Origin of the sequence: Flavobacterium cerinum (assembly GCF_024496085.1) — a bacterium.
Taxonomy (GTDB): domain Bacteria; phylum Bacteroidota; class Bacteroidia; order Flavobacteriales; family Flavobacteriaceae; genus Flavobacterium; species Flavobacterium cerinum_A.
This window is the reverse complement of record NZ_CP101751.1, coordinates 3,928,433-3,946,305: the sequence shown is the minus strand read 5'-3', so window position 1 is coordinate 3,946,305 and position 17,873 is coordinate 3,928,433. Positions and strand designations below refer to the sequence as shown.

General features: G+C 37.0%; 18 protein-coding genes. 8 read left to right on the top strand and 10 right to left on the bottom strand.

The genetic code is table 11. The features are described 5' to 3' along the window. Genes NOX80_RS17930 through NOX80_RS17915 form a run of 4 tightly spaced genes read right to left on the bottom strand, consistent with a single transcriptional unit; the run spans position 1 to position 3,851 of the window. On the bottom strand, positions 1-1,191 hold the full coding sequence (locus NOX80_RS17930) for a DUF4350 domain-containing protein (protein WP_256551183.1): 1,191 nt from the start codon (positions 1,189-1,191) through the stop codon (positions 1-3). Further along, positions 1,192-1,950: a DUF4129 domain-containing protein gene (locus tag NOX80_RS17925; protein ID WP_256551182.1), complete on the bottom strand. Its 759-nt coding sequence runs from the start codon at positions 1,948-1,950 to the stop codon at positions 1,192-1,194. Beyond that, a complete protein-coding gene (locus NOX80_RS17920) occupies positions 1,943-2,887 on the bottom strand; it encodes a hypothetical protein (protein ID WP_256551181.1) in 945 nt (314 codons plus the stop codon). Before NOX80_RS17920 ends, NOX80_RS17925 begins: the two co-directional genes overlap by 8 nt. Further along, positions 2,871-3,851: a stage II sporulation protein M gene (locus tag NOX80_RS17915; protein ID WP_256551180.1), complete on the bottom strand. Its 981-nt coding sequence runs from the start codon at positions 3,849-3,851 to the stop codon at positions 2,871-2,873. Before NOX80_RS17915 ends, NOX80_RS17920 begins: the two co-directional genes overlap by 17 nt. Positions 3,852-3,878: 27 nt before the next feature. Between NOX80_RS17915 and NOX80_RS17910 the strand changes: the two genes are divergently transcribed. Then, a complete protein-coding gene (locus NOX80_RS17910) occupies positions 3,879-4,622 on the top strand; it encodes an RDD family protein (protein WP_256551179.1) in 744 nt (247 codons plus the stop codon). Between the two features lie 23 nt (positions 4,623-4,645). After that, on the top strand, positions 4,646-5,263 hold the full coding sequence (locus tag NOX80_RS17905; RefSeq protein WP_256551178.1) for a trimeric intracellular cation channel family protein: 618 nt from the start codon (positions 4,646-4,648) through the stop codon (positions 5,261-5,263). Here NOX80_RS17905 and NOX80_RS17900 read toward each other — a convergent pair. After that, the gene (locus tag NOX80_RS17900; RefSeq protein WP_256551177.1) at positions 5,253-6,977 is read right to left on the bottom strand and encodes a gliding motility-associated C-terminal domain-containing protein; all 1,725 of its coding nucleotides are present in this window, start codon (positions 6,975-6,977) and stop codon (positions 5,253-5,255) included. The genes NOX80_RS17905 and NOX80_RS17900 overlap by 11 nt on opposite strands. 305 nt (positions 6,978-7,282) lie before the next feature. Here NOX80_RS17900 and NOX80_RS17895 point away from each other — a divergent pair, with 305 nt between their 5' ends. The 4 genes from NOX80_RS17895 to NOX80_RS17880 are packed head-to-tail and all read left to right on the top strand — an operon-like array spanning position 7,283 to position 11,485. Beyond that, positions 7,283-8,125 carry a FemAB family protein gene (locus NOX80_RS17895; RefSeq protein WP_256551176.1) on the top strand — a complete coding sequence of 281 codons (843 nt, stop codon included), beginning with the start codon at positions 7,283-7,285 and terminating at the stop codon, positions 8,123-8,125. Further along, positions 8,122-9,222 carry a DegT/DnrJ/EryC1/StrS family aminotransferase gene (locus NOX80_RS17890; RefSeq protein WP_256551175.1) on the top strand — a complete coding sequence of 367 codons (1,101 nt, stop codon included), beginning with the start codon at positions 8,122-8,124 and terminating at the stop codon, positions 9,220-9,222. The genes NOX80_RS17895 and NOX80_RS17890 overlap by 4 nt, the downstream gene beginning before the upstream one ends. A gap of 18 nt (positions 9,223-9,240) precedes the next feature. Continuing rightward, positions 9,241-10,737, top strand: a complete 1,497-nt coding sequence (locus tag NOX80_RS17885; RefSeq protein ID WP_256551174.1) for an oligosaccharide flippase family protein — start codon at positions 9,241-9,243, stop codon at positions 10,735-10,737. Then, entirely contained in the window at positions 10,724-11,485 is a 762-nt protein-coding gene (locus NOX80_RS17880) for an acyltransferase (protein ID WP_256551173.1), read from the top strand. Before NOX80_RS17885 ends, NOX80_RS17880 begins: the two co-directional genes overlap by 14 nt. Here the strand turns inward: NOX80_RS17880 and NOX80_RS17875 are convergent. After that, positions 11,482-12,633 carry a glycosyltransferase gene (locus NOX80_RS17875; RefSeq protein ID WP_256551172.1) on the bottom strand — a complete coding sequence of 384 codons (1,152 nt, stop codon included), beginning with the start codon at positions 12,631-12,633 and terminating at the stop codon, positions 11,482-11,484. The genes NOX80_RS17880 and NOX80_RS17875 overlap by 4 nt on opposite strands. Before the next feature lie 5 nt (positions 12,634-12,638). Here NOX80_RS17875 and NOX80_RS17870 point away from each other — a divergent pair, with 5 nt between their 5' ends. Continuing rightward, positions 12,639-13,523 (top strand): glycosyltransferase family 2 protein, encoded by an 885-nt coding sequence (locus NOX80_RS17870; RefSeq protein ID WP_256551171.1) that lies wholly within the window; start codon positions 12,639-12,641, stop codon positions 13,521-13,523. Beyond that, positions 13,501-13,926 carry a sugar 3,4-ketoisomerase gene (locus tag NOX80_RS17865; protein WP_256551170.1) on the top strand — a complete coding sequence of 142 codons (426 nt, stop codon included), beginning with the start codon at positions 13,501-13,503 and terminating at the stop codon, positions 13,924-13,926. Before NOX80_RS17870 ends, NOX80_RS17865 begins: the two co-directional genes overlap by 23 nt. Here the strand turns inward: NOX80_RS17865 and NOX80_RS17860 are convergent. The 4 genes from NOX80_RS17860 to NOX80_RS17845 all read right to left on the bottom strand — a co-directional run bounded on the left by NOX80_RS17860 (position 13,912) and on the right by NOX80_RS17845 (position 17,868). Beyond that, positions 13,912-14,835 carry a glycosyltransferase family 2 protein gene (locus NOX80_RS17860; protein ID WP_256551169.1) on the bottom strand — a complete coding sequence of 308 codons (924 nt, stop codon included), beginning with the start codon at positions 14,833-14,835 and terminating at the stop codon, positions 13,912-13,914. The genes NOX80_RS17865 and NOX80_RS17860 overlap by 15 nt on opposite strands. 6 nt (positions 14,836-14,841) lie before the next feature. Continuing rightward, positions 14,842-15,726: a glycosyltransferase family 2 protein gene (locus NOX80_RS17855; protein WP_256551168.1), complete on the bottom strand. Its 885-nt coding sequence runs from the start codon at positions 15,724-15,726 to the stop codon at positions 14,842-14,844. 101 nt (positions 15,727-15,827) lie between these two features. After that, positions 15,828-17,141, bottom strand: a complete 1,314-nt coding sequence (locus tag NOX80_RS17850) for a hypothetical protein (protein WP_256551167.1) — start codon at positions 17,139-17,141, stop codon at positions 15,828-15,830. Next, entirely contained in the window at positions 17,134-17,868 is a 735-nt protein-coding gene (locus tag NOX80_RS17845; RefSeq protein ID WP_256551166.1) for a glycosyltransferase, read from the bottom strand. Before NOX80_RS17845 ends, NOX80_RS17850 begins: the two co-directional genes overlap by 8 nt. Positions 17,869-17,873 lie beyond the last annotated feature (5 nt).

Below are 17,873 nucleotides of genomic sequence, written 5' to 3'. Positions count from 1 at the left end.
TTACTTTAATTTTTCTATTGCTTTACTAATTTCAATAACATCCTTTTGGGTGGATATTACAGTACTCCGGTGTTTTTGGATCAAACGGATTACATTTTCGATCAATGCCGGATCTTTTCCGGTTTTCTGGTGTAACTTGTTAATGAAAGTTTCATCCAGATAGAAAGTGTCAATCATATATTCCGTTCGTATTTTTTCGAGAAAATAAATGATCTTCTTTTCAATGATAAGGTAATGACTGCCTTCCTGTAGGTATAAATTACCGATGGTTTTGGTGAAATCGACAGTAGTATTCGGTACCGGTTCTTTAATCGGGATAACCCGTTGACGGCGTTTTGCATTAAAGAGCATAAAGATAAACATTCCGATCAGGAAAAGATACCAGGCCCATTTTAAGGCGGGTTGACTGAGTATGTAACGCATCGGTGAACCGGAAATGTTTTCATCGTTAAAATGCAAGGATTGCCAGTAAACGGTTTTTTTCGGAATAAAGGATAAAATGGCCTCGCAATATTCGGCATTTCGATCTTTTAATAGCATGTAATTCGAAAAGGCTGCCGGTTGTGTATGTAACAGAAAATAGCCGGCACCGTAAGGGATTCGGATAAAATTAGCATTTCTGACGGAATCGGTTTGCTGGTAACCTAATACTTGAGTATTGGTCGAATCAATACGGCTAAAGTAAATGTTATCGGCCCCTTTGTCAAAGTGATACGTTTTGTTTTTAAAATTATTTCCGGTAAGTTTTAACTGCAACTTATTATTCAGATACAGACCGTTACTAAAATCAAATTTGAGCGAATCTTTTAATATATCAGGAAACGACTGCATACTTAAAAAAGCCGTGTTTCCATGTTCAACAAAATACAATAACTCAGTTGCTGATGTAGCATCAATATTATGTAGCTGACCAATTAACAGGATGGTTCCTTTAGTGGTATAAGTCGAATCGGTATAGCTGTATTTCGGATCCAGAAATTCATAAACAGAATTGCCGAAACGTTCAATTTTTTGCCCCGGTAACAGGTTTTGAATCTCCTTGTCGAACACAAAAAGTCCGAACGGAATTTTATCCTGAGTTGCATATGTTGGCGACCAGTTAATCGGTTTGGGTCTGCCGGAATCAATGGCGATAATTCCAACAATGATCAAAACCAGAAAAGCGATGTATATTTTTAAAGTCCGATTCATTTATAAGGAATTAAAAGTGTTCAGGAATGCCTTTTCCGATCGGATAAAAGCAGTCTCGTCCAGTGTAAATTCACCATACCAACTATAATCATAGATATACGAAAGGTAAGCAAAGTCTTTGCGTAGCTTCAAATCACTGATTTCATACAGATAATCCGAGTTAGTTTTTTCGATATCCCATTCAATTACGGTTTTATCGGTTAAGCGTTTTAAAAGCCACAAATAATAATAACGAATAGCCAATCGGTAATCGTTATTGTTTTTAGAATCACGGATCATCTTTTCAAAGTTGATCATGTGAATGTCTTCCTGTTCGATGTCGGAAGTGTCAATCTTCTTTTTCGATGATTTGCCGAATATCCAGCTTCCTTCTTTGTTGATAATGGATTTAGCAATCATATAAACGACAAACAGAATAATCAGAAAGGCGATTATCTTTAGTGTGATTTCCAGAGCAGAGGAACTGGTTTTATTAAAGCCAAAGGAAAAAATACGGCTAAGCCAATACAAGAACCAGTTTTTGAATTTTTCCCAGCTACTACGATCTTTTACCATCGTTTCATACTGAAAATCACTACCGGAATAGTTTTCTTTAAATTGCGGTCGAAATTGTAACGGTGTAACAGAAGTAGTATCCGAATACATTTCCACATATCGGTTTTCCTGTTCGGTATAAGGAATTACCTCTTCTGTATTGGCTTGCGGATAAGCAATAAAAGAGGTTGTAATCAGGATTATATATAAAAGAATTTTATTCACTTTGAGTACCAATCAAATCAATATCATTTTTCGGACTGTTGTTTTCCGCTTCTTCTCTAAGACTATAATAAATCACTCCGTTGTTTACCAGTAAAAGGTTTTGCATAAAGAAATTCAGTAAAACAGACAGCAGGAATAGTATCATTACCGAGATCATCATAATCGAAACCGCATTTTGGGAATCGAAAGTATTCGGATCTTGAAATGAGGTAAACGCACTGAATATTCCTATTACATAAGGAATCATCGAAATAATGCCCACAATGGTCTGAATGATCAGATACATAATAAAGGTAGAACCTACAATCGGCCAGAATTTATTTCGTAACATCTGCATCGCTTTGCTTAACGAAGTAAAATAATCAGCATCTGTAGCGATGTAGTGGTAGAAACTTAATAGGAGCCAGGCGCTTGCAGCCGGTATCATAATCAGCAACATCGGAATACCGATCAGTACAAAAACCAAAAGAAAGCATAGCATAAATAGTAAACCTAAAAAGGGTAGGGCTATTACAAGGGATAGTATGAAAAATAAAATTACCCGACCGATTTTATCTTTAAAACGTTTTATAATGTCATTGGTGTCGAATTCTTTTGTTTTGGATAGCAAGTCCAGATATACTACAGGATAAAGATAACTGATCATCGTAATGATAAGAAGTAGTAAAACAGATAAAACACCGGAACCGAGAAACAGTACCAAATTGTCCATAATAAAAGCTTCAAATTGATTTTCCGGCATGTTACTGTTCAGACCGGAAAACAGTCCCTCGTAAAATATTTTAAAAACGAAAAAAACAAGCACTAGTAATACCAGTAGAAATCCCCCATTGATGATCAGGTAATTTTTAAAATAATGTTTTCCGTAAAGTTTGAAAAAGATAAAGGTATCACCGATCAGATCGTTGAAATTTCTTTTTTTAAAGAGCTGAAACATGTTTTTTGGTTATTTTTTTATTGACAATATAAGGGTAAATCAAATAATAAAAGGAAATAAGAGCCAGAGTTCCTAAAATGATAAATACATTTAAAGAGCGAGGCATCACGATGGAATACCGAGTGATAAAACCTTCCAGGAATCCGGCTGCAATTGTAAACGGCATCGTACTCAAAAAGATTTTTAGGCTGTTTTTTAATCCGGTTTTAAACGAATGCAGTCTGGAGAATGTTTGCGGGAATAAAATACTGGCTCCTAAAATAAATCCGGCTGCCGATTCGATAACGATGGCAAAAATTTCCATCGCTCCGTGAATCCAGATTCCGCGTACACTTTCCCAGAAAACATTTTGTTGGTAAAAAAAGTATTGAAAAGAGCCCAGCATAATAGCATTTTGTATCAGGACAAAAAAGGTTCCGATTCCGCCAAAAACACCATAAATATAACAGCGCATTCCTACCATTAGATTGTTAATGGTAATGCCGATAAAACTGCCCCAATCACTTCCGCTTTTATATATCGCTACGGGATTACCGTCTTTAATGTTTTCCAAAGTAGTATTTACATAACCGTCACCCAAAATAAGACGAACAAAAGTAGCGTCATTATGAGCTGATAATACGCCAATTCCGGTACAGACAAAGAATAGGATAAAAGCATACAAAAGATAACGCCGGTACTGATAAACCAGCATCGGTACTTCTGTTTTAAAAAAATAGACCAGACGATTGGTTTCCTCTCTTTTGGTTTTGTAAACTTTTTGGTAAGTTTGTGATGCCAGATAATTCAGGTAAACAACCGTCTTACTTTTAGTATAATAGGTTTGAGCATAAGCCAGATCATTCATCAGATGAATATATAAACTGGCAAGCTCATCAGGATTTTTCTTAGATTTACCGAAAATTGCTTGCTCAAATTCAAGCCATTTTTCTTTATTTTGTTTTATAAATGCAACTTCTCTCATAATTCACAAACAGCTAAAGTATAAAATATGTCAGAATTATCCATCGTTACAACACAAAATGTTAGTATAAGTTTTAAAACGGCTACAATAGGTGAAAGAATCGTAGCGGAAATTTTGGATACACTGGTAAAAATTGCCTATTTTATAGTTGTTATTTATGTTCTTTTCTATCTTTTTGACTTGAACAAGTACTTTAATGGAGCAGATCAATGGACAATCAGTGCTATACTAATGCTGTTGGCTTTACCGGTTATGCTTTACTCTTTGTTGCAGGAAAGTTTACTGGAAGGGCAAACCATCGGTAAAAAAGTAATGAAAATAAAAGTGATCAAAATTGATGGTTATCAGGCCGGTTTCGGTGATTATCTGATCCGTTGGCTGTTTCGCATTGTGGAGATTAGTATCGGAAGTGGTGTTATTGGTCTGATCAGTATTTTAGTCAGTAAAAAAAGTCAGCGATTGGGTGATATGGCAGCCGGAACAGCGGTAATCAGTCTGAAACAAAATATCAATATCAATCATACGATACTTCAGGAAATCGATGCCGGTTATGTGCCGATATACGATTTGGTGATCAAACTTTCGGATAACGATGTACGAATTGTAAAGGAAACTTTTGAATCGGCTTTAGCAGCAGAGGATTTTACGATTATTTATAAACTGAGAGAAAAGATAGAAGCTGTAACCGGAATCAAAAGTCAATCCGGAAACGACAGTGATTTTATCCGAACTATTTTAAAAGATTACAATTACTATACCCGTAATATGTAATAATTACGTTAATACACGAACACATGTTTCAACTATTGGATATTTTAGGGACGATGGCTTTTGCGCTATCCGGAGCTTTGACGGCCATGAATAAAAAAATGGATCCGTTCGGCGTGTTTATTATTGCCTTCGTAACAGCTGTGGGCGGTGGTACTTTACGCGATGTACTGATCGGAAGAACTCCGGTTGGCTGGATGCAAAATCTGGATTATGTTTATATGATTACCATCGGCTATTTTTTAGCTTTGGTATTCCGTAAAAGTTTAGATAAACTGCGAACCTCACTGTTTTTGTTTGATACGGTAGGATTAGGTGTTTTTACCTTAATCGGATTGGAAAAAGGGATTGCAATTCATCTGCATCCGATTATCTGTATCGCATTGGGTACGATGACAGCTTGTTTCGGTGGTGTGATACGCGATATTCTTTGTAATGATATACCGGTTATTTTTCGAAAAGAAATCTATGCCACGATATGTATTATTGGCGGTGTTGTGTTTTTCCTGTTGCGAAAATGGAATGTTCAGGAAGATGTTTTGTATCTGACAACTTCGGTTGTTATTATTGTAATCCGACTAATGGCGGTTAAATTCCAATGGTCGTTACCAACACTGGAACATCGGAACCCGCCTAACGGGTAAGATATAGAAAACCGGTCAGATCATCGGGATAATCCGGATCGTTTAGCTTTAATATATAAAAATAAGTGCCTTCCGGTGCCAATTGGTTACCAATACCGTCTTTTATAAGTCCGTTCCAGTCATCAGAATGATGATCACCACTCCATACCAGTTTGCCCCAACGATTGTAGATATACAGTTCAAAGTTTAAAAAGATTGTTCGTAGCCCTTTAATAAAAAAAGTATCATTAAGGCCGTCTCCGTTGGCCGAAACCGCATTGTATACCGTAGGCGGACAATTATAGGTTCTTAAAATAAAAGACGTAACGGTATAGCAGTTTTCATCTGCTACGCGGACAAAAATCTCTTTTGGCGAATGCGCCGCAAAATAATGATGTGTATCGTAGATCGGATGGCTGTTTTCATGGGCATCTGCATCAGATTCATGAAAACTTACTGTTTGAGAAGGATCGGTTTTAACCAGTGCTTCATAAGTTGAAAAATCGTAATAACCGGTTCCGTCTCCTTTGTTGCAAACCTTTATCGGTTGTAATGGATTTACCTGTGGAGAAACAAGAAATGTAACGGTAACAGTAGCGTCATTATTGTTTTCATCGATTTCCGTTACTGTATTGTCCGGATCGACTACAGCTTTTAAGGTAAAAGGTGATGTTACTGTCTCCGGAATTAATAAGGTGACCGATTGTGTTTCATAGCCGTCAATGACAATAGTGGTCAGTGTTTGATAAGTGCCTGCAAGCAGATCATTGGCGTAAATTTTGACCCGCGTGCCTTGCGGTAGCGGATTGGTACTTTCGAGATTGTAAACCGTGAAATCAACATTGACAGTTCGGGAATTACAAGGCGTTTCAATATGATCAATACTTATAGAAGCGTCCGGTAGCTGACTGTTTAATTTGGTTACAATTGCGTTGATCATCACAAAATCCTGACCGGAAGTCAGTTGAATTGTAGCAGAAGTATCGCCGATATCAATATTGTTTTGAATGTCGTAAACATCAAGATCCATGTTGTATAACGTATCGCTTCCGGTAATACTATTGGTTCCGTTAAAAGCATTGTTTTCCGGATTTAAAGGCGGATTACTCAAAATATTACCGTTAATCCGCAGTGTTTCGTTGATCAGAATATCTTTATCGCCTTCCCAGGCCAGAAAACCGATCTTCGCATTTTGATTATCAATTACATTCAGACTGGATAATGTAATGCTGATTTCATCCGGAACTGCTTGCATTCCGTCATAAACATTTAGTTGGTTTAGCGGAAGTGCCTCATTTTTATAGACAACAATGATAGCCCATCCTGCAAAATTGGTTCGTCTTATAAAATGTTGTGCAATATAAGGGGTAACATCCAGATCGGAAACTGTAAATGTACCGTTCCCAAACTGTAATACGAGATCTGTAACATCTTTAAAAGCACTAAAATAATCGAGAATGATTCCGGAGGCATTGCGTTGATAGCTAAAAGTTCGGTCGGGACGAATAGGGGTATTGTTTAGTTTGATGTCAAAATCACCGGGTCCGGAACCCGCCCAGTATAAATAGGCTTTTTCGATTGTGTTTCCGGAAGCCAGATTTAATGTAGCCGAAGAACTGGTGAAAATAGTAGGCGCAAGCTGAAAGGAGTTCTCTTCCGGATTGAGCGTATTGCCGATAAATGTAAAATCATACCGCCCGTTAAATTGATTAAAAAGACTGATGTCCTGTGCCATTGTTACCGAGGTAAACAGGACAGAAAATAAACAAATAAAGTAGCGTAATTTTTGATTCAGGGGCATTACATTTTAGATTTGACGGTTCTAAATTTAGTAATTATTTGAATGCCAAAAAACTAATAGGTATCAAAATGAATGAAATCAAAAACAAAAAATTGGCAAAAAAGTAGTAAATTTCCAAAGTTTATGCAGCTTGCGTGGAAAATTTTAGAATAAGAAAATATAGCGAAAAAGATTATAATTTGTGGAATGATTTTGTCAATCGGTCCCAAAACGGCACTTTTCTTTTTCATCGGAATTTTATGGAATATCATAAAGATCGGTTTGAAGATTATTCCTTACTGGTCTTTGAAAATGACAATCTGGTTGCAATAGTACCGGCTAATCGAAAAGCAAATGAACTGCATTCGCACGGCGGTTTAACCTATGGCGGATTATTGCTGAACGAAAATCGGGGCGGTGCTTTTTCCGATCGTTTATTTTCTGAGTTAATCGGGTATCTTAAAACAACGGAACTGGTGCGGTTTGTTATTAAATTCCGACCGTCTTTTTATACAGCCGGCGAATTTAGAGAATGGCATAATTTTTTGATTCGCAACGGAGCTACTTTATTTCGCAGCGATATGAGTCTGGCGATTGACTATCAGAAACCGTTACAAATTGCGAAAAGTAAATTAAAACGTTACCGGAAACCGGAAAACGAAGAACTTGACATTAGAAACGAACAGGACTTGTCTACTTTCTGGACAAAAGTTCTGGAGCCGAGATTAGCTGAAAGATATGATGCAAAACCGGTGCATACTCTCGAAGAAATTACCCTTTTACAACAACGATTTCCCGAAAATATTCAACAGTATTCGGTTTATAAAGAGAACGAAATTCTTGCCGGAATTACTCTTTTTATGGATAAAAACGTCGTAAAATCGCAATACGGAGCGACAACCACTGATGGTGAAAGTTTGCGCGCTTTGGATTTTCTTTTTATCACCCTGATTTTGAAATTTAAAGAAGAGGGCAAATACTTTTTTGATATGGGAACCGTTAGCTTGAATGAAGGGAAAGAGTATAACCCCGGATTATTAAAACAAAAAGAAGAATTGGGATGCGAGATTTTTACCCAGGATTTTTATAGCTTACCATTATGAAAATACCCTTTTTAGATTTAAAGAAACTGAACAAACCGTATGAAACGCGATTTAAAGAGAAATTAGAATCTTTTCTCGATAGCGGTTGGTATATATTAGGAAATGAAGTCAAAACGTTTGAATCCGGTTTTGCCGACTATTGTGGTGTTAAGCACTGCATCGGAGTAGGAAACGGATTGGATGCGCTGACTTTAATTCTGAAAGCGTATATTGAGTTAGGAAAATTACAAAAAGGAGATGAGGTGCTGGTGCCGGCAAATACCTATATAGCGAGTATTCTGGCGGTTTTACAGGCAGAACTTGTTCCGGTAATGGTCGAGCCGGATCTTGCAACCTATAATATCAATCCGTTGGAGATTGAAAAAATACAAACGGAAAAAACGAAGGCGATATTAGCTGTTCATTTATACGGACAATTAGCAGATATGGTTCCGATTAACCGAATAGCTGAAAAGTATAACTTATTGGTCATTGAAGATGCTGCTCAGGCACACGGAGCAACCTTAAACGGGAAAAAAGCCGGAAACTGGGGACATGCCGCAGGATTTAGCTTTTATCCGGGTAAGAATTTAGGCGCTTTGGGTGATGCAGGAGCGGTAACCACAAACGATCCGGAGCTGGCCCGAATGTTGTACTCGCTTCGAAATTACGGTTCGGAAGTAAAATATATAAATGATCATATCGGATATAATAGTCGTTTGGATGAATTTCAGGCGGGGATATTGAATATCAAATTGCCTTATGCCGATGAAGAAGGTGCCAAAAGAAGAGCGATAGTAAAACGATATGTCTCCGAAATCCGAAATCCGAAAATTGAATTACCTTATTATGATTTTTCGGAAAATCATGTTTTTCATTTGTTTGTTATCCGTACGGAAGACAGAACGCAATTAGCGGCTTATCTGAACGAAAAAGGGATTGGTACGTTAATCCATTATCCGGTTCCGCCGCATCAGCAAAAAGCATTACCGCAGTTTCACGGATTGTCATTTCCGATATCGGAAAAAATTCATCGGGAAGTATTGAGTTTGCCTTTAAATTCGACGTTAACGGACACAGAAGTGGATTATATTATCCAAACGTTAAACAACTACTAAACACGGAAAGTCCTGCTTATGTCCGGAAACAGCCAAACAGCATATCGACATATCTTAAAAGCAACTTCTATCTTTGGAGGTGTACAGGTATTCAATATACTGGTTTCGATTATCCGTTCCAAAATCATAGCCGTTTTAATAGGCCCGGCGGGAATGGGAATTGCAGGATTACTTAATGCAACATTAAATCTTATCGGCGGGTTTTCTAACCTCGGATTGGAAACGAGTGCTGTAAAAGATATTTCGATAGCCAAAACACAAGGTCCGGAGAAGGTCGCCAGAATAATAAAGGTGTTTTCAACATTACTTTTTTGGGCGGGAATTTTAGGAGCGGGAATTACGATACTACTGTCACCCTGGCTTAGTCAACTTTCTTTTGGAAATTATGAATACATTTTTTCATTTATACTAGTAGCGATAGCATTATTTTTCAGACAATTATCTGTCAGGAATACGACAATACTACAAGGATTACAAAATCATAAATACTTTGCAAAATCAAGTCTTTACGGTAATGCTATAGGGCTGCTGCTGATTGTTCCGTTATATTATTTCTGGAAAACAGAAGCCATCGCACCGGTTATTATTGCTACCTATTTGATCATGTATTTGGTTACGGCTTTTTTTGTAAAAAAGCTGCAAATAAAAAAAGTAAGTCTGGCTTCCGGAGAAATCGTACAAGAAGGAAAAAGCATGTTGCAATTAGGATTTATGCTGAGTTTAAACAGTATTTACATTTTAATTGCCGGTTATATCCTTCAGATTTTTATAAGTAATACCGGAAGTGTCAGTGAAGTAGGCTTGTTTAACGCCGGTTTTGTCATCATTAATACCTATGTTGGATTGATATTCAACGCCATGGGAACCGATTATTACCCGAAGTTGGCCGCGATATCGAGCGATCTTCAAAAAATAAATGTCTTTGTAAACCAACAAATTTACGTAGCCGTTTTATTAATAACACCGGTGATTATCGCATTTATAATTGTAATGCCTTACATGATCATCGCATTGTATTCGGCTAAGTTTTTACCGATAATTGCCATGGTAAAATGGGGAATAGTAGGAATGCTCTTTAAAGCGGTTTCCTGGTCATTGGGTTATATTATGATTGTAAAAGATGATTCCCGAATGTTTATAAAAACAGCATTATTCTTTAACAGCTTGTCCATATTGTTAAACCTGTTGGGCTATTATTACTATGGATTGGAAGGGTTAGGAATAAGCTCACTACTATATTACATTATTCATCTGGTGGTTATAATTGCGATTACACGTAAAAGATATAACGTATATTTTGAAAACGCATTCAATAAAGTATTTTTGCTGAGCAGCATAATGTGTATATTGGTTTTTTTATTAAGTGATCTCGATAATCTTCTGTTGCGATATGGTTTACAAGTGTTCCTGTTTTTGTTGGCTTCACTTTATTCGGTATATCAGTTAGATAAAAAAATGGACATACGAGGTGTTGTTAACCGGTTTTTAAAACAAAAAAAGGATGGGCATTTATAGAAGATTAAAAAAAATACATCATAAACTATTGTTCTTTAGTACGGTAAACTGGATAAAGACACTGTATTTTAATTTTAAGATGTTTCCGTTTGATCAGGCTAAAAAACTGCCGGTGTTTTTTTACGGAAAAGTGAAATTTCAAAGGCTAACGGGAAAAGTAACTATCAATGCGCCGTTAGAACTCGGAATGATCGGATTCGGACAACGTTATGAGATGAATACCGTTCATCGCGGAACCGCAGAAATAAAAATAGCCGGAACATTAGTTTTTAACGGCTATACCCAATTTGGGAAAGATTACTTTTTATATGTTGGTGAAAATGCCTATTGCGAATTTGGCAACATGAATTCATTGGCAACAAACAGTAAAACGATTTGTACCCATAGTATTATCATCGGAAATTATGTTCAGACGGGAGCCGATACGCAGATTATTGATACCAATTTTCATCCCATGGAAAATAAAATAACCGGTGAAAAATATCCGGTTTCCGAACCTATCAGAATTGGAAGTTATATTTATATCGGCAACCGCGTTTCGATAATGCAAAAAACGGTTTTACCGGATTATTGTTCGGTAGCCTCTAGCAGCCTGTGCAACAAAGATTATTCCGAATTGGAACCTCATAGTATTATAGGCGGACTTCCTGCCGAGTTAAGAAAAAAGAATGTAGGTCGCGATTGGGAAAGCGAAAAAGAAGATATGAAGCGTTGGTTGGTTGTTACAAATATTCTAAAAAACAATTAATCTACAGATTTCCAGGAATCCAGATACCGTTTTGCAATTGTTTTATAAGCATGTTCTTTTTCGATAAAATCCCGCGCCCGTATACCGATAGCCCTTATTTCGGCCGGATTTTCAATCAGAAACGCTAATTCGGAGACAAGAGATGCAACATTTGGAATGGCATTTACAGCAACGCGTTCTTTCAGGTTGTAATGTTCGGTAAATTCTGTTTCTGCTCCGGTAAAAACAACCTTACCTTTCGCCATCGCTTCCAGAGCATTATAACCCTGATCAAACCCATAAATCTGATCCAGTACAATATGAGCCTTATTATAGGAATGAATATAAATATCGTACGGGACATTTTCGGTAACGATAATATCAACTTGCGTGCTATATTTTTCGCTGATGATCGCCAGTGCTTTTTCAAAATAAGAAATCCCCTTTTTGGTATAACTCAAGCGGTTGATGCCTAAAAAGATCACAATAGGAGTCATATTGTCGTTCGGACAACAAGGAATCGTTTCACTATTAATCGGATTCGGGATAAAAGTAACCGGATAATCCATTGCTTCCATAGGGATTTTATAGTCCAGATCGGAGACAATCATGGTTTTACAATGCGCTGCAACCCAATTAAAAAGCTTCCGGTAATTCGGATAAGTATATTTCAGCGAATATTCGAATTGCGATCGTAACGAATGATCCTTTAAATAAGGAGTAAGCACCGAGTATTTCAGTTTGTCCTGTAAAAGATAATCATTTACCGGAGTTTCATCGCCGCAAATCAGTAAAGAAGGAGTACAGTTTGGATTTTGAGCAAACAATTTGCGATACAGCGACCGACTGCAAAACGGATGGGTTTCCAAAGCATCCGAATTGATCAATTGAATATGATCAAAACCTTTTAGTTGAGGTAACAAAAAATAAAAACGAAACGCACGTTCGGTCATCTCCAAATCCAGTCCGGTAAAACGGTAAATCGCATTTTTAAGTTTACGCGGCAGCCAGTAGCGAGTTGTCCAGCTTGTTCGAATGGAATAATCGACAGCATAATTTTTAAAATTATCACCGGAACCGACCAATACGACCTGATGTCCTAAAGCCACCAAACCTTCCTTTAAAGAATTGTGGAGCCGGCTGTATTCCCCTACTAAAAGTATTTTCATTACCGATGCAGAAATTTTTATATTTGTGTAAATATAAAAACAAATTGGAGAACGAATTTAAAAATGATGATTTAGAAATCCTGATCGCCACCATGAACAGGGATTCACTGGATTTTCTGAATCGTATTTTTCCCTTTTCGCCTTTCCATACGTTCAACCTGTTAATTGTAAATCAAACCAACGAAACCAAACAGCTTTCTTCCGATTATCCGAATGTGAAAGTGATCAATGTTTTTGGAAGAGGACTTTCGAAAAGTAGAAATATAGCACTTCGAAAGGCAACCGGAAAAATTATCCTGATTGCCGATGATGATGTGGTTTATCCGGATGGATTTCAGGAAACGATTATCAAAGCTTATAATAAAAACAAGACGGTTCCGGTAATTTGTTTTCAGACACTTACGACAGAAGGGAAACCGTTTAGCCGTTATCAGAAAACACCTTTTTTTTTCAATATAAACAACCTGAACAAAGTATTGTCAATTGAAGTAACAGCTCAATTAGATGACTTACGGAAACAAGACTGTTTTTATAATGAATGGTTTGGCTTAGGAGCCCGGTTTCAGGATGCGGAGACCTTGTTTTTTCTGAGAAGAGCATTAAAGAGCGGATTACAAGTATTGTTTTTCCCGGAAAACATCGTTATTCATAAACAATATTCTTCAAGTGATGAGGTCGCTTCCGATAGATTGATTTATGCAAAAATGGCCGGATTTTACAAGCGTTTCGGTATAAAAGCCTATTATTATCTTGTAAAATACATGTTTTTTTTATGGCGGAAACGATTGGTACCCATATCGGGGATTCGTTCGAAATTTACAATCGGATTAAAAGGAATAAAAGAGTACAAGGAAATTTTAAAAAAGAATGAAGACACGTTATATGGCTGATACATTACAAATAGGTGAATTTATAGATATTCCTAAAATTGCGGATCCGAGGGGGAATTTAGCCGTTGTGGAAAAAGAAACCGTTCCGTTTGAAATTAAAAGGGTCTACTATTTATACGATGTTCCGAGCGGTGCCTATCGCGGCGGTCATGCGCATATAGCACAAAAAGAATTTCTGATTGCATTGAGCGGTAGTTTTGACGTATTACTGGACAACGGAGAGCAGAAAGAAAAGGTAACACTTAACCGACCGAATAAAGGGTTACTGATTAAAGAAGGAATCTGGCGGGAACTGGATAATTTTTCTTCCGGTGCGATTTGTCTGGTGGTTTCCTCAGATGTATATGCAGAAGAAGATTATATTCGGGAATATGCCGTTTTTCAGGCTTCAAAAAGCCGTTAAACGAATGTTTTTTCTTTCCAGATAGCTTTTAAAACGAAGCAATTGCGTTAAAGCCCAACCGGGTAAACGAAGTAAAAAACGCTGCTTCGGTAATAAATTATTACGATCGATAGCCCGGATTAATCGTTTGTAATTCGCCTGGTCATTATGGATCTTACATTTCAATGCCAGTGAAAAACGATTAATATCGATCATCTTCTTAGCCGCCGGATTCGATTTTTCCGGTTCGGTAAACCGGTTGAAATCCTCAAAGCGGGACATGTCGAATCGTCTGTTCGAAAGACTACCGGGAACATAGGTATGGCGCGCGGTTATAGCATTGTATAACCCGATTTTATAATGAAATCCGATACGAATCCAGTATTCGGTATCTTCTCCGTTTGAAATGGTCTCGTTAAAAGGACCGATAACGGAAAAAACATCCTTATGAATAGCAGTTGTATAAGGCGATAAAATGGTCTTGGAAAGGCTGGTTTCAAAAAAATCAACTTCCTGTATGAGGGCTCCAGGTAAATTGCTGTAATTCGCCGGATAAATGCCATTGGCACGTTCAACTTCCAGTAATGTAGTAAAAACACTCAGGTGATCTAAAGCTGTAATCGTTTGGTGTAATTTTTCAAGATGCTGCGGATACCAGAAATCATCGGCATCCATAAAAGCAAAATAAGAGCCGGAAGCCTGTTGCATGGCAAAATTACGCGCTGCCGAAACACCTCGGTTTTCAGTGGTAAACAATCGGATTCGATTGTCGGTAAAAGCCGTTACTTTCTCTAGGCTGTTATCGGTAGAACCATCATTCACAATAACGATTTCAAAATCGGAAAAAGATTGGCTCAAAATACTGTTTAAAGTATCCTCAATATAATGTTGCTTATTGTATAAAGGGATGATGACAGAGAAAAAAGCCATAATACGTTATTTGATCACACAAATATACCCCAAACGGTATAGGTCCAGGCAAAACAAGCTTTGGTTTTTTCCTAAAATCATTTTTCTTAATAGCGGTTCCGAGAGGTTAAAAAAGAACCCAACGGGTTTATCCATACGGAAACGTTTTAACCGGTTGTAGTTCTTTACCAGTGAATTAATATTTTCAATTCCGGGTAATTCCGGAAAAAAATGTTTTCGGATTTTAACGGCTTCCAACGATTTTTTAAAAAAGATTTCGTTGTTTTCCAGTCCGAGGTGAAGAACAGGATTATCAATATGCACTACCGGAATCGTATTTTTATACAATTGGTACGAAAAATAACTATCCATACCGTAAAAATTATTCTCCGGGAATTTAATATTTAGAAAAATGTCTTTATCAATTAGGATATTTCCTGAAAAAATATAGTGATACGGTTTTTTGTTCCGTGTAGTAGCGATATGGGACTCTCTTGAACGACCATAGGTCCAGCGTAACATTGATGTCGGATTATCATATTGAGATACATATTGGTAACCGCCAAAAATAATAGGCTTTTCAGGTGAAATAGTCGCGATATAGTTTTTTAGAAACGATTCGTTTTCTGGCATTACATCCGAATCAAGAAAAAGTAATCGATTGTATTTTGCTTTTTCAGCCAGTAACGTCCGTGTTTGCGTCCGACCCAGATTCGTTTCACTTCTAAAATACGTATAGTATTCCGATTCTTGAGCCAATGCCTTATTGCTTTCCGAAATGGAAACATTAGGAGAACAATCGTCCCAACAAATAATTTCAAATGCCAATGGCAATGACTGTCCTTCTTTGAGGAGCGAGCGTACTAAATCGCTTACGTCATAATTATAGGCCGGGATTAGTATTGAAATCATGATGGATTTACGATAAACTGAAAAATTCGATGTTACAAAGTAACGGTTTTTTTGGCAACTTTTACAGGATATATAGGCAATACAGTGTTAAAATGAAGTGCTTATCGTTGTAAAAGGCGGTTAAGATACCCTTTTCGTTGAGCAAATAACAGAACTACCGTTACCATTATAAATTCAAACGGATAACTAAATCGGGAATTGGTTCCATAAGTTACAATTGCCTGAAGTACAGAAGTGACAAAGATAATTACGGTAAAAACAAGCTCGTGGCTGATCTTTTTCCGGATAATAAATTCATACAACTGCACCGGGATTAGTAATACAAAAACAATTTTAAACAATTGTAACAGGGCAAATTGGATATACCAGATACCGATTAGCATTTTATTCGCATAAGGAATCTTAAAGTCATTGTAATTCCAATATATATCCACTTTCCAGAAATCAACCCAGGAAATACAGACAACCTGATACAGATAGTCAACAGGATTATTGCGTATTGCCACTTTACTAAACCGATCCAACTGATACGATAAGTCGACAAACGATAGGTTGGTTGTTTTTTCTAATTCATCATAGGCAAACCAGATACTCATCGCAACGTCCTGATTTTCTTTTTTAGCGATTTCCCGATGTTTTAAATAAATATCCCGGATTGTTTTGAATTCATCCGGTGTTTTTTCGGCAAAATACACACAATTCTGTGCAATATTAATTCCGTAAAAAGTAGTGGGTACAAAATAGCCTGTATTGATTTTGTTGATATATGACCAACCGAAAAACGTGATAATGGGAAAAAACAGAATTACAATCCGTTTGTTTATGATTGTACGGATAGTAAAGTTTTTTAAAACCGATATTCCATAAAAAAGAAACGGAAGGAAAAAATAGAAAGGCTTGATCAAAACAAGAAAACCAAATGCGAGACTCAATAAAAGCAGTTTTGATAACGAACCGTTTTCGAAAAACTTTAGGTAAAGGTTGATGATCAATATTATTACAAAAAGCGTAAGCGACTCGGTAAGTATCGCCGTTTCATAAAAAATAACGTGAAGAAAATTATTCAGTAATAACGCGGTAAAAAAAGAAGTTACGGTATTAAATTTTAGTAGTAACAGGTTTTTATAAACCAAAACGGTTGTGTAAATACCGATTATAAATTGTAAAACCAAAACGATTTTTAAATGGTTGCCGGCCAAAAATAACAGGAAAGGATAACCCGGACTCCTTTGTCCGTTATATCCGGACAGATCGAAGTCAGATAATAGCTGACCAAGGTCGATATAACCTCCGGAATCAGGAAAAATAGTAATGTGTTGGTATAAAGCAAGACAGAATAAACGGATCAGAATGCTAAGCAAAAGCAAAGAAAGTAATGGTTTTGCCAGAATAAAATGTAAAAACCGTTTAATCATATGTCCTGTAAATTTTTAGAAGTTGAAGCGGAAAACCCGCAAGATCCCGTAAGGTAATTTTACTTTCTCCTTTTTCGATCCACGTATTCAGACTAAATTCATAAACCTGTTGATCAAAGTTCGGATTGTTCTTTTGGAATCGTAAAAGCAGCTCAATATCAAACAACCATCGGGTTAGAAAAGGTTTTTCAAAAACCTGTCGGGCAACATCACGTGCAATTACTTTGGCGCCGCATTGGGTATCGTAAACCGGTGTTTTAAGAATACAACTACTAACAATAGTGGCGAAAACACGACCGAAATAATGACGATATTTATAACGAATGATGGTACTTCCCATTTTTTTAATCCGGCTTCCCATTATAAACCGGTATTGGGAATTTATTTCGGCAAACGACAGCATTTTAATAAGCTCTTCGATCGGAGTAGCGAGATCGGCATCCAAATAACCGATATAGTCGTATCGATTGATGTCGGATTTCAGAACTGCCGAACGAATGGCTTCTGCTTTACCCACATTACGATTCAGGATAAGTGCGTTGACATTGTCGTGTTCTTTCTCCAGATTCTGTAAAAGTGTAGCGGTTTTATCCGTACTGCCGTCATCAACCAATAAAAAATCGACGGTAGCGAAATGTTTAAAAGCAACGATAAAATCACCGATTGAAATCCGTTCACATTCGTTGTAAAATGGTATGATCAATAGTGATTTCGGCAACGTAGTCATAAGTG

Bases quoted from the DNA above. Each gene is read 5' to 3' on its own strand.
- NOX80_RS17920 (WP_256551181.1), bottom strand. From the start codon at position 2,887: ATGTTTCAGCTCTTTAAAAAAAGAAATTTCAACGATCTGATCGGTGAT.
- NOX80_RS17905 (WP_256551178.1), top strand. From the start codon at position 4,646: ATGTTTCAACTATTGGATATTTTAGGGACGATGGCTTTTGCGCTATCC.
- NOX80_RS17900 (WP_256551177.1), bottom strand. From the start codon at position 6,977: ATGGCACAGGACATCAGTCTTTTTAATCAATTTAACGGGCGGTATGAT.
- NOX80_RS17865 (WP_256551170.1), top strand. From the start codon at position 13,501: ATGAAGACACGTTATATGGCTGATACATTACAAATAGGTGAATTTATA.
- NOX80_RS17885 (WP_256551174.1), top strand. From the start codon at position 9,241: ATGTCCGGAAACAGCCAAACAGCATATCGACATATCTTAAAAGCAACT.
- NOX80_RS17860 (WP_256551169.1), bottom strand. From the start codon at position 14,835: ATGGCTTTTTTCTCTGTCATCATCCCTTTATACAATAAGCAACATTAT.
- NOX80_RS17930 (WP_256551183.1), bottom strand. From the start codon at position 1,191: ATGAATCGGACTTTAAAAATATACATCGCTTTTCTGGTTTTGATCATT.
- NOX80_RS17880 (WP_256551173.1), top strand. From the start codon at position 10,724: ATGGGCATTTATAGAAGATTAAAAAAAATACATCATAAACTATTGTTC.
- NOX80_RS17890 (WP_256551175.1), top strand. From the start codon at position 8,122: ATGAAAATACCCTTTTTAGATTTAAAGAAACTGAACAAACCGTATGAA.
- NOX80_RS17870 (WP_256551171.1), top strand. From the start codon at position 12,639: ATGCAGAAATTTTTATATTTGTGTAAATATAAAAACAAATTGGAGAAC.
- NOX80_RS17915 (WP_256551180.1), bottom strand. From the start codon at position 3,851: ATGAGAGAAGTTGCATTTATAAAACAAAATAAAGAAAAATGGCTTGAA.
- NOX80_RS17855 (WP_256551168.1), bottom strand. From the start codon at position 15,726: ATGATTTCAATACTAATCCCGGCCTATAATTATGACGTAAGCGATTTA.
- NOX80_RS17845 (WP_256551166.1), bottom strand. From the start codon at position 17,868: ATGACTACGTTGCCGAAATCACTATTGATCATACCATTTTACAACGAA.
- NOX80_RS17850 (WP_256551167.1), bottom strand. From the start codon at position 17,141: ATGATTAAACGGTTTTTACATTTTATTCTGGCAAAACCATTACTTTCT.
- NOX80_RS17875 (WP_256551172.1), bottom strand. From the start codon at position 12,633: ATGAAAATACTTTTAGTAGGGGAATACAGCCGGCTCCACAATTCTTTA.
- NOX80_RS17895 (WP_256551176.1), top strand. From the start codon at position 7,283: ATGGAATATCATAAAGATCGGTTTGAAGATTATTCCTTACTGGTCTTT.
- NOX80_RS17910 (WP_256551179.1), top strand. From the start codon at position 3,879: ATGTCAGAATTATCCATCGTTACAACACAAAATGTTAGTATAAGTTTT.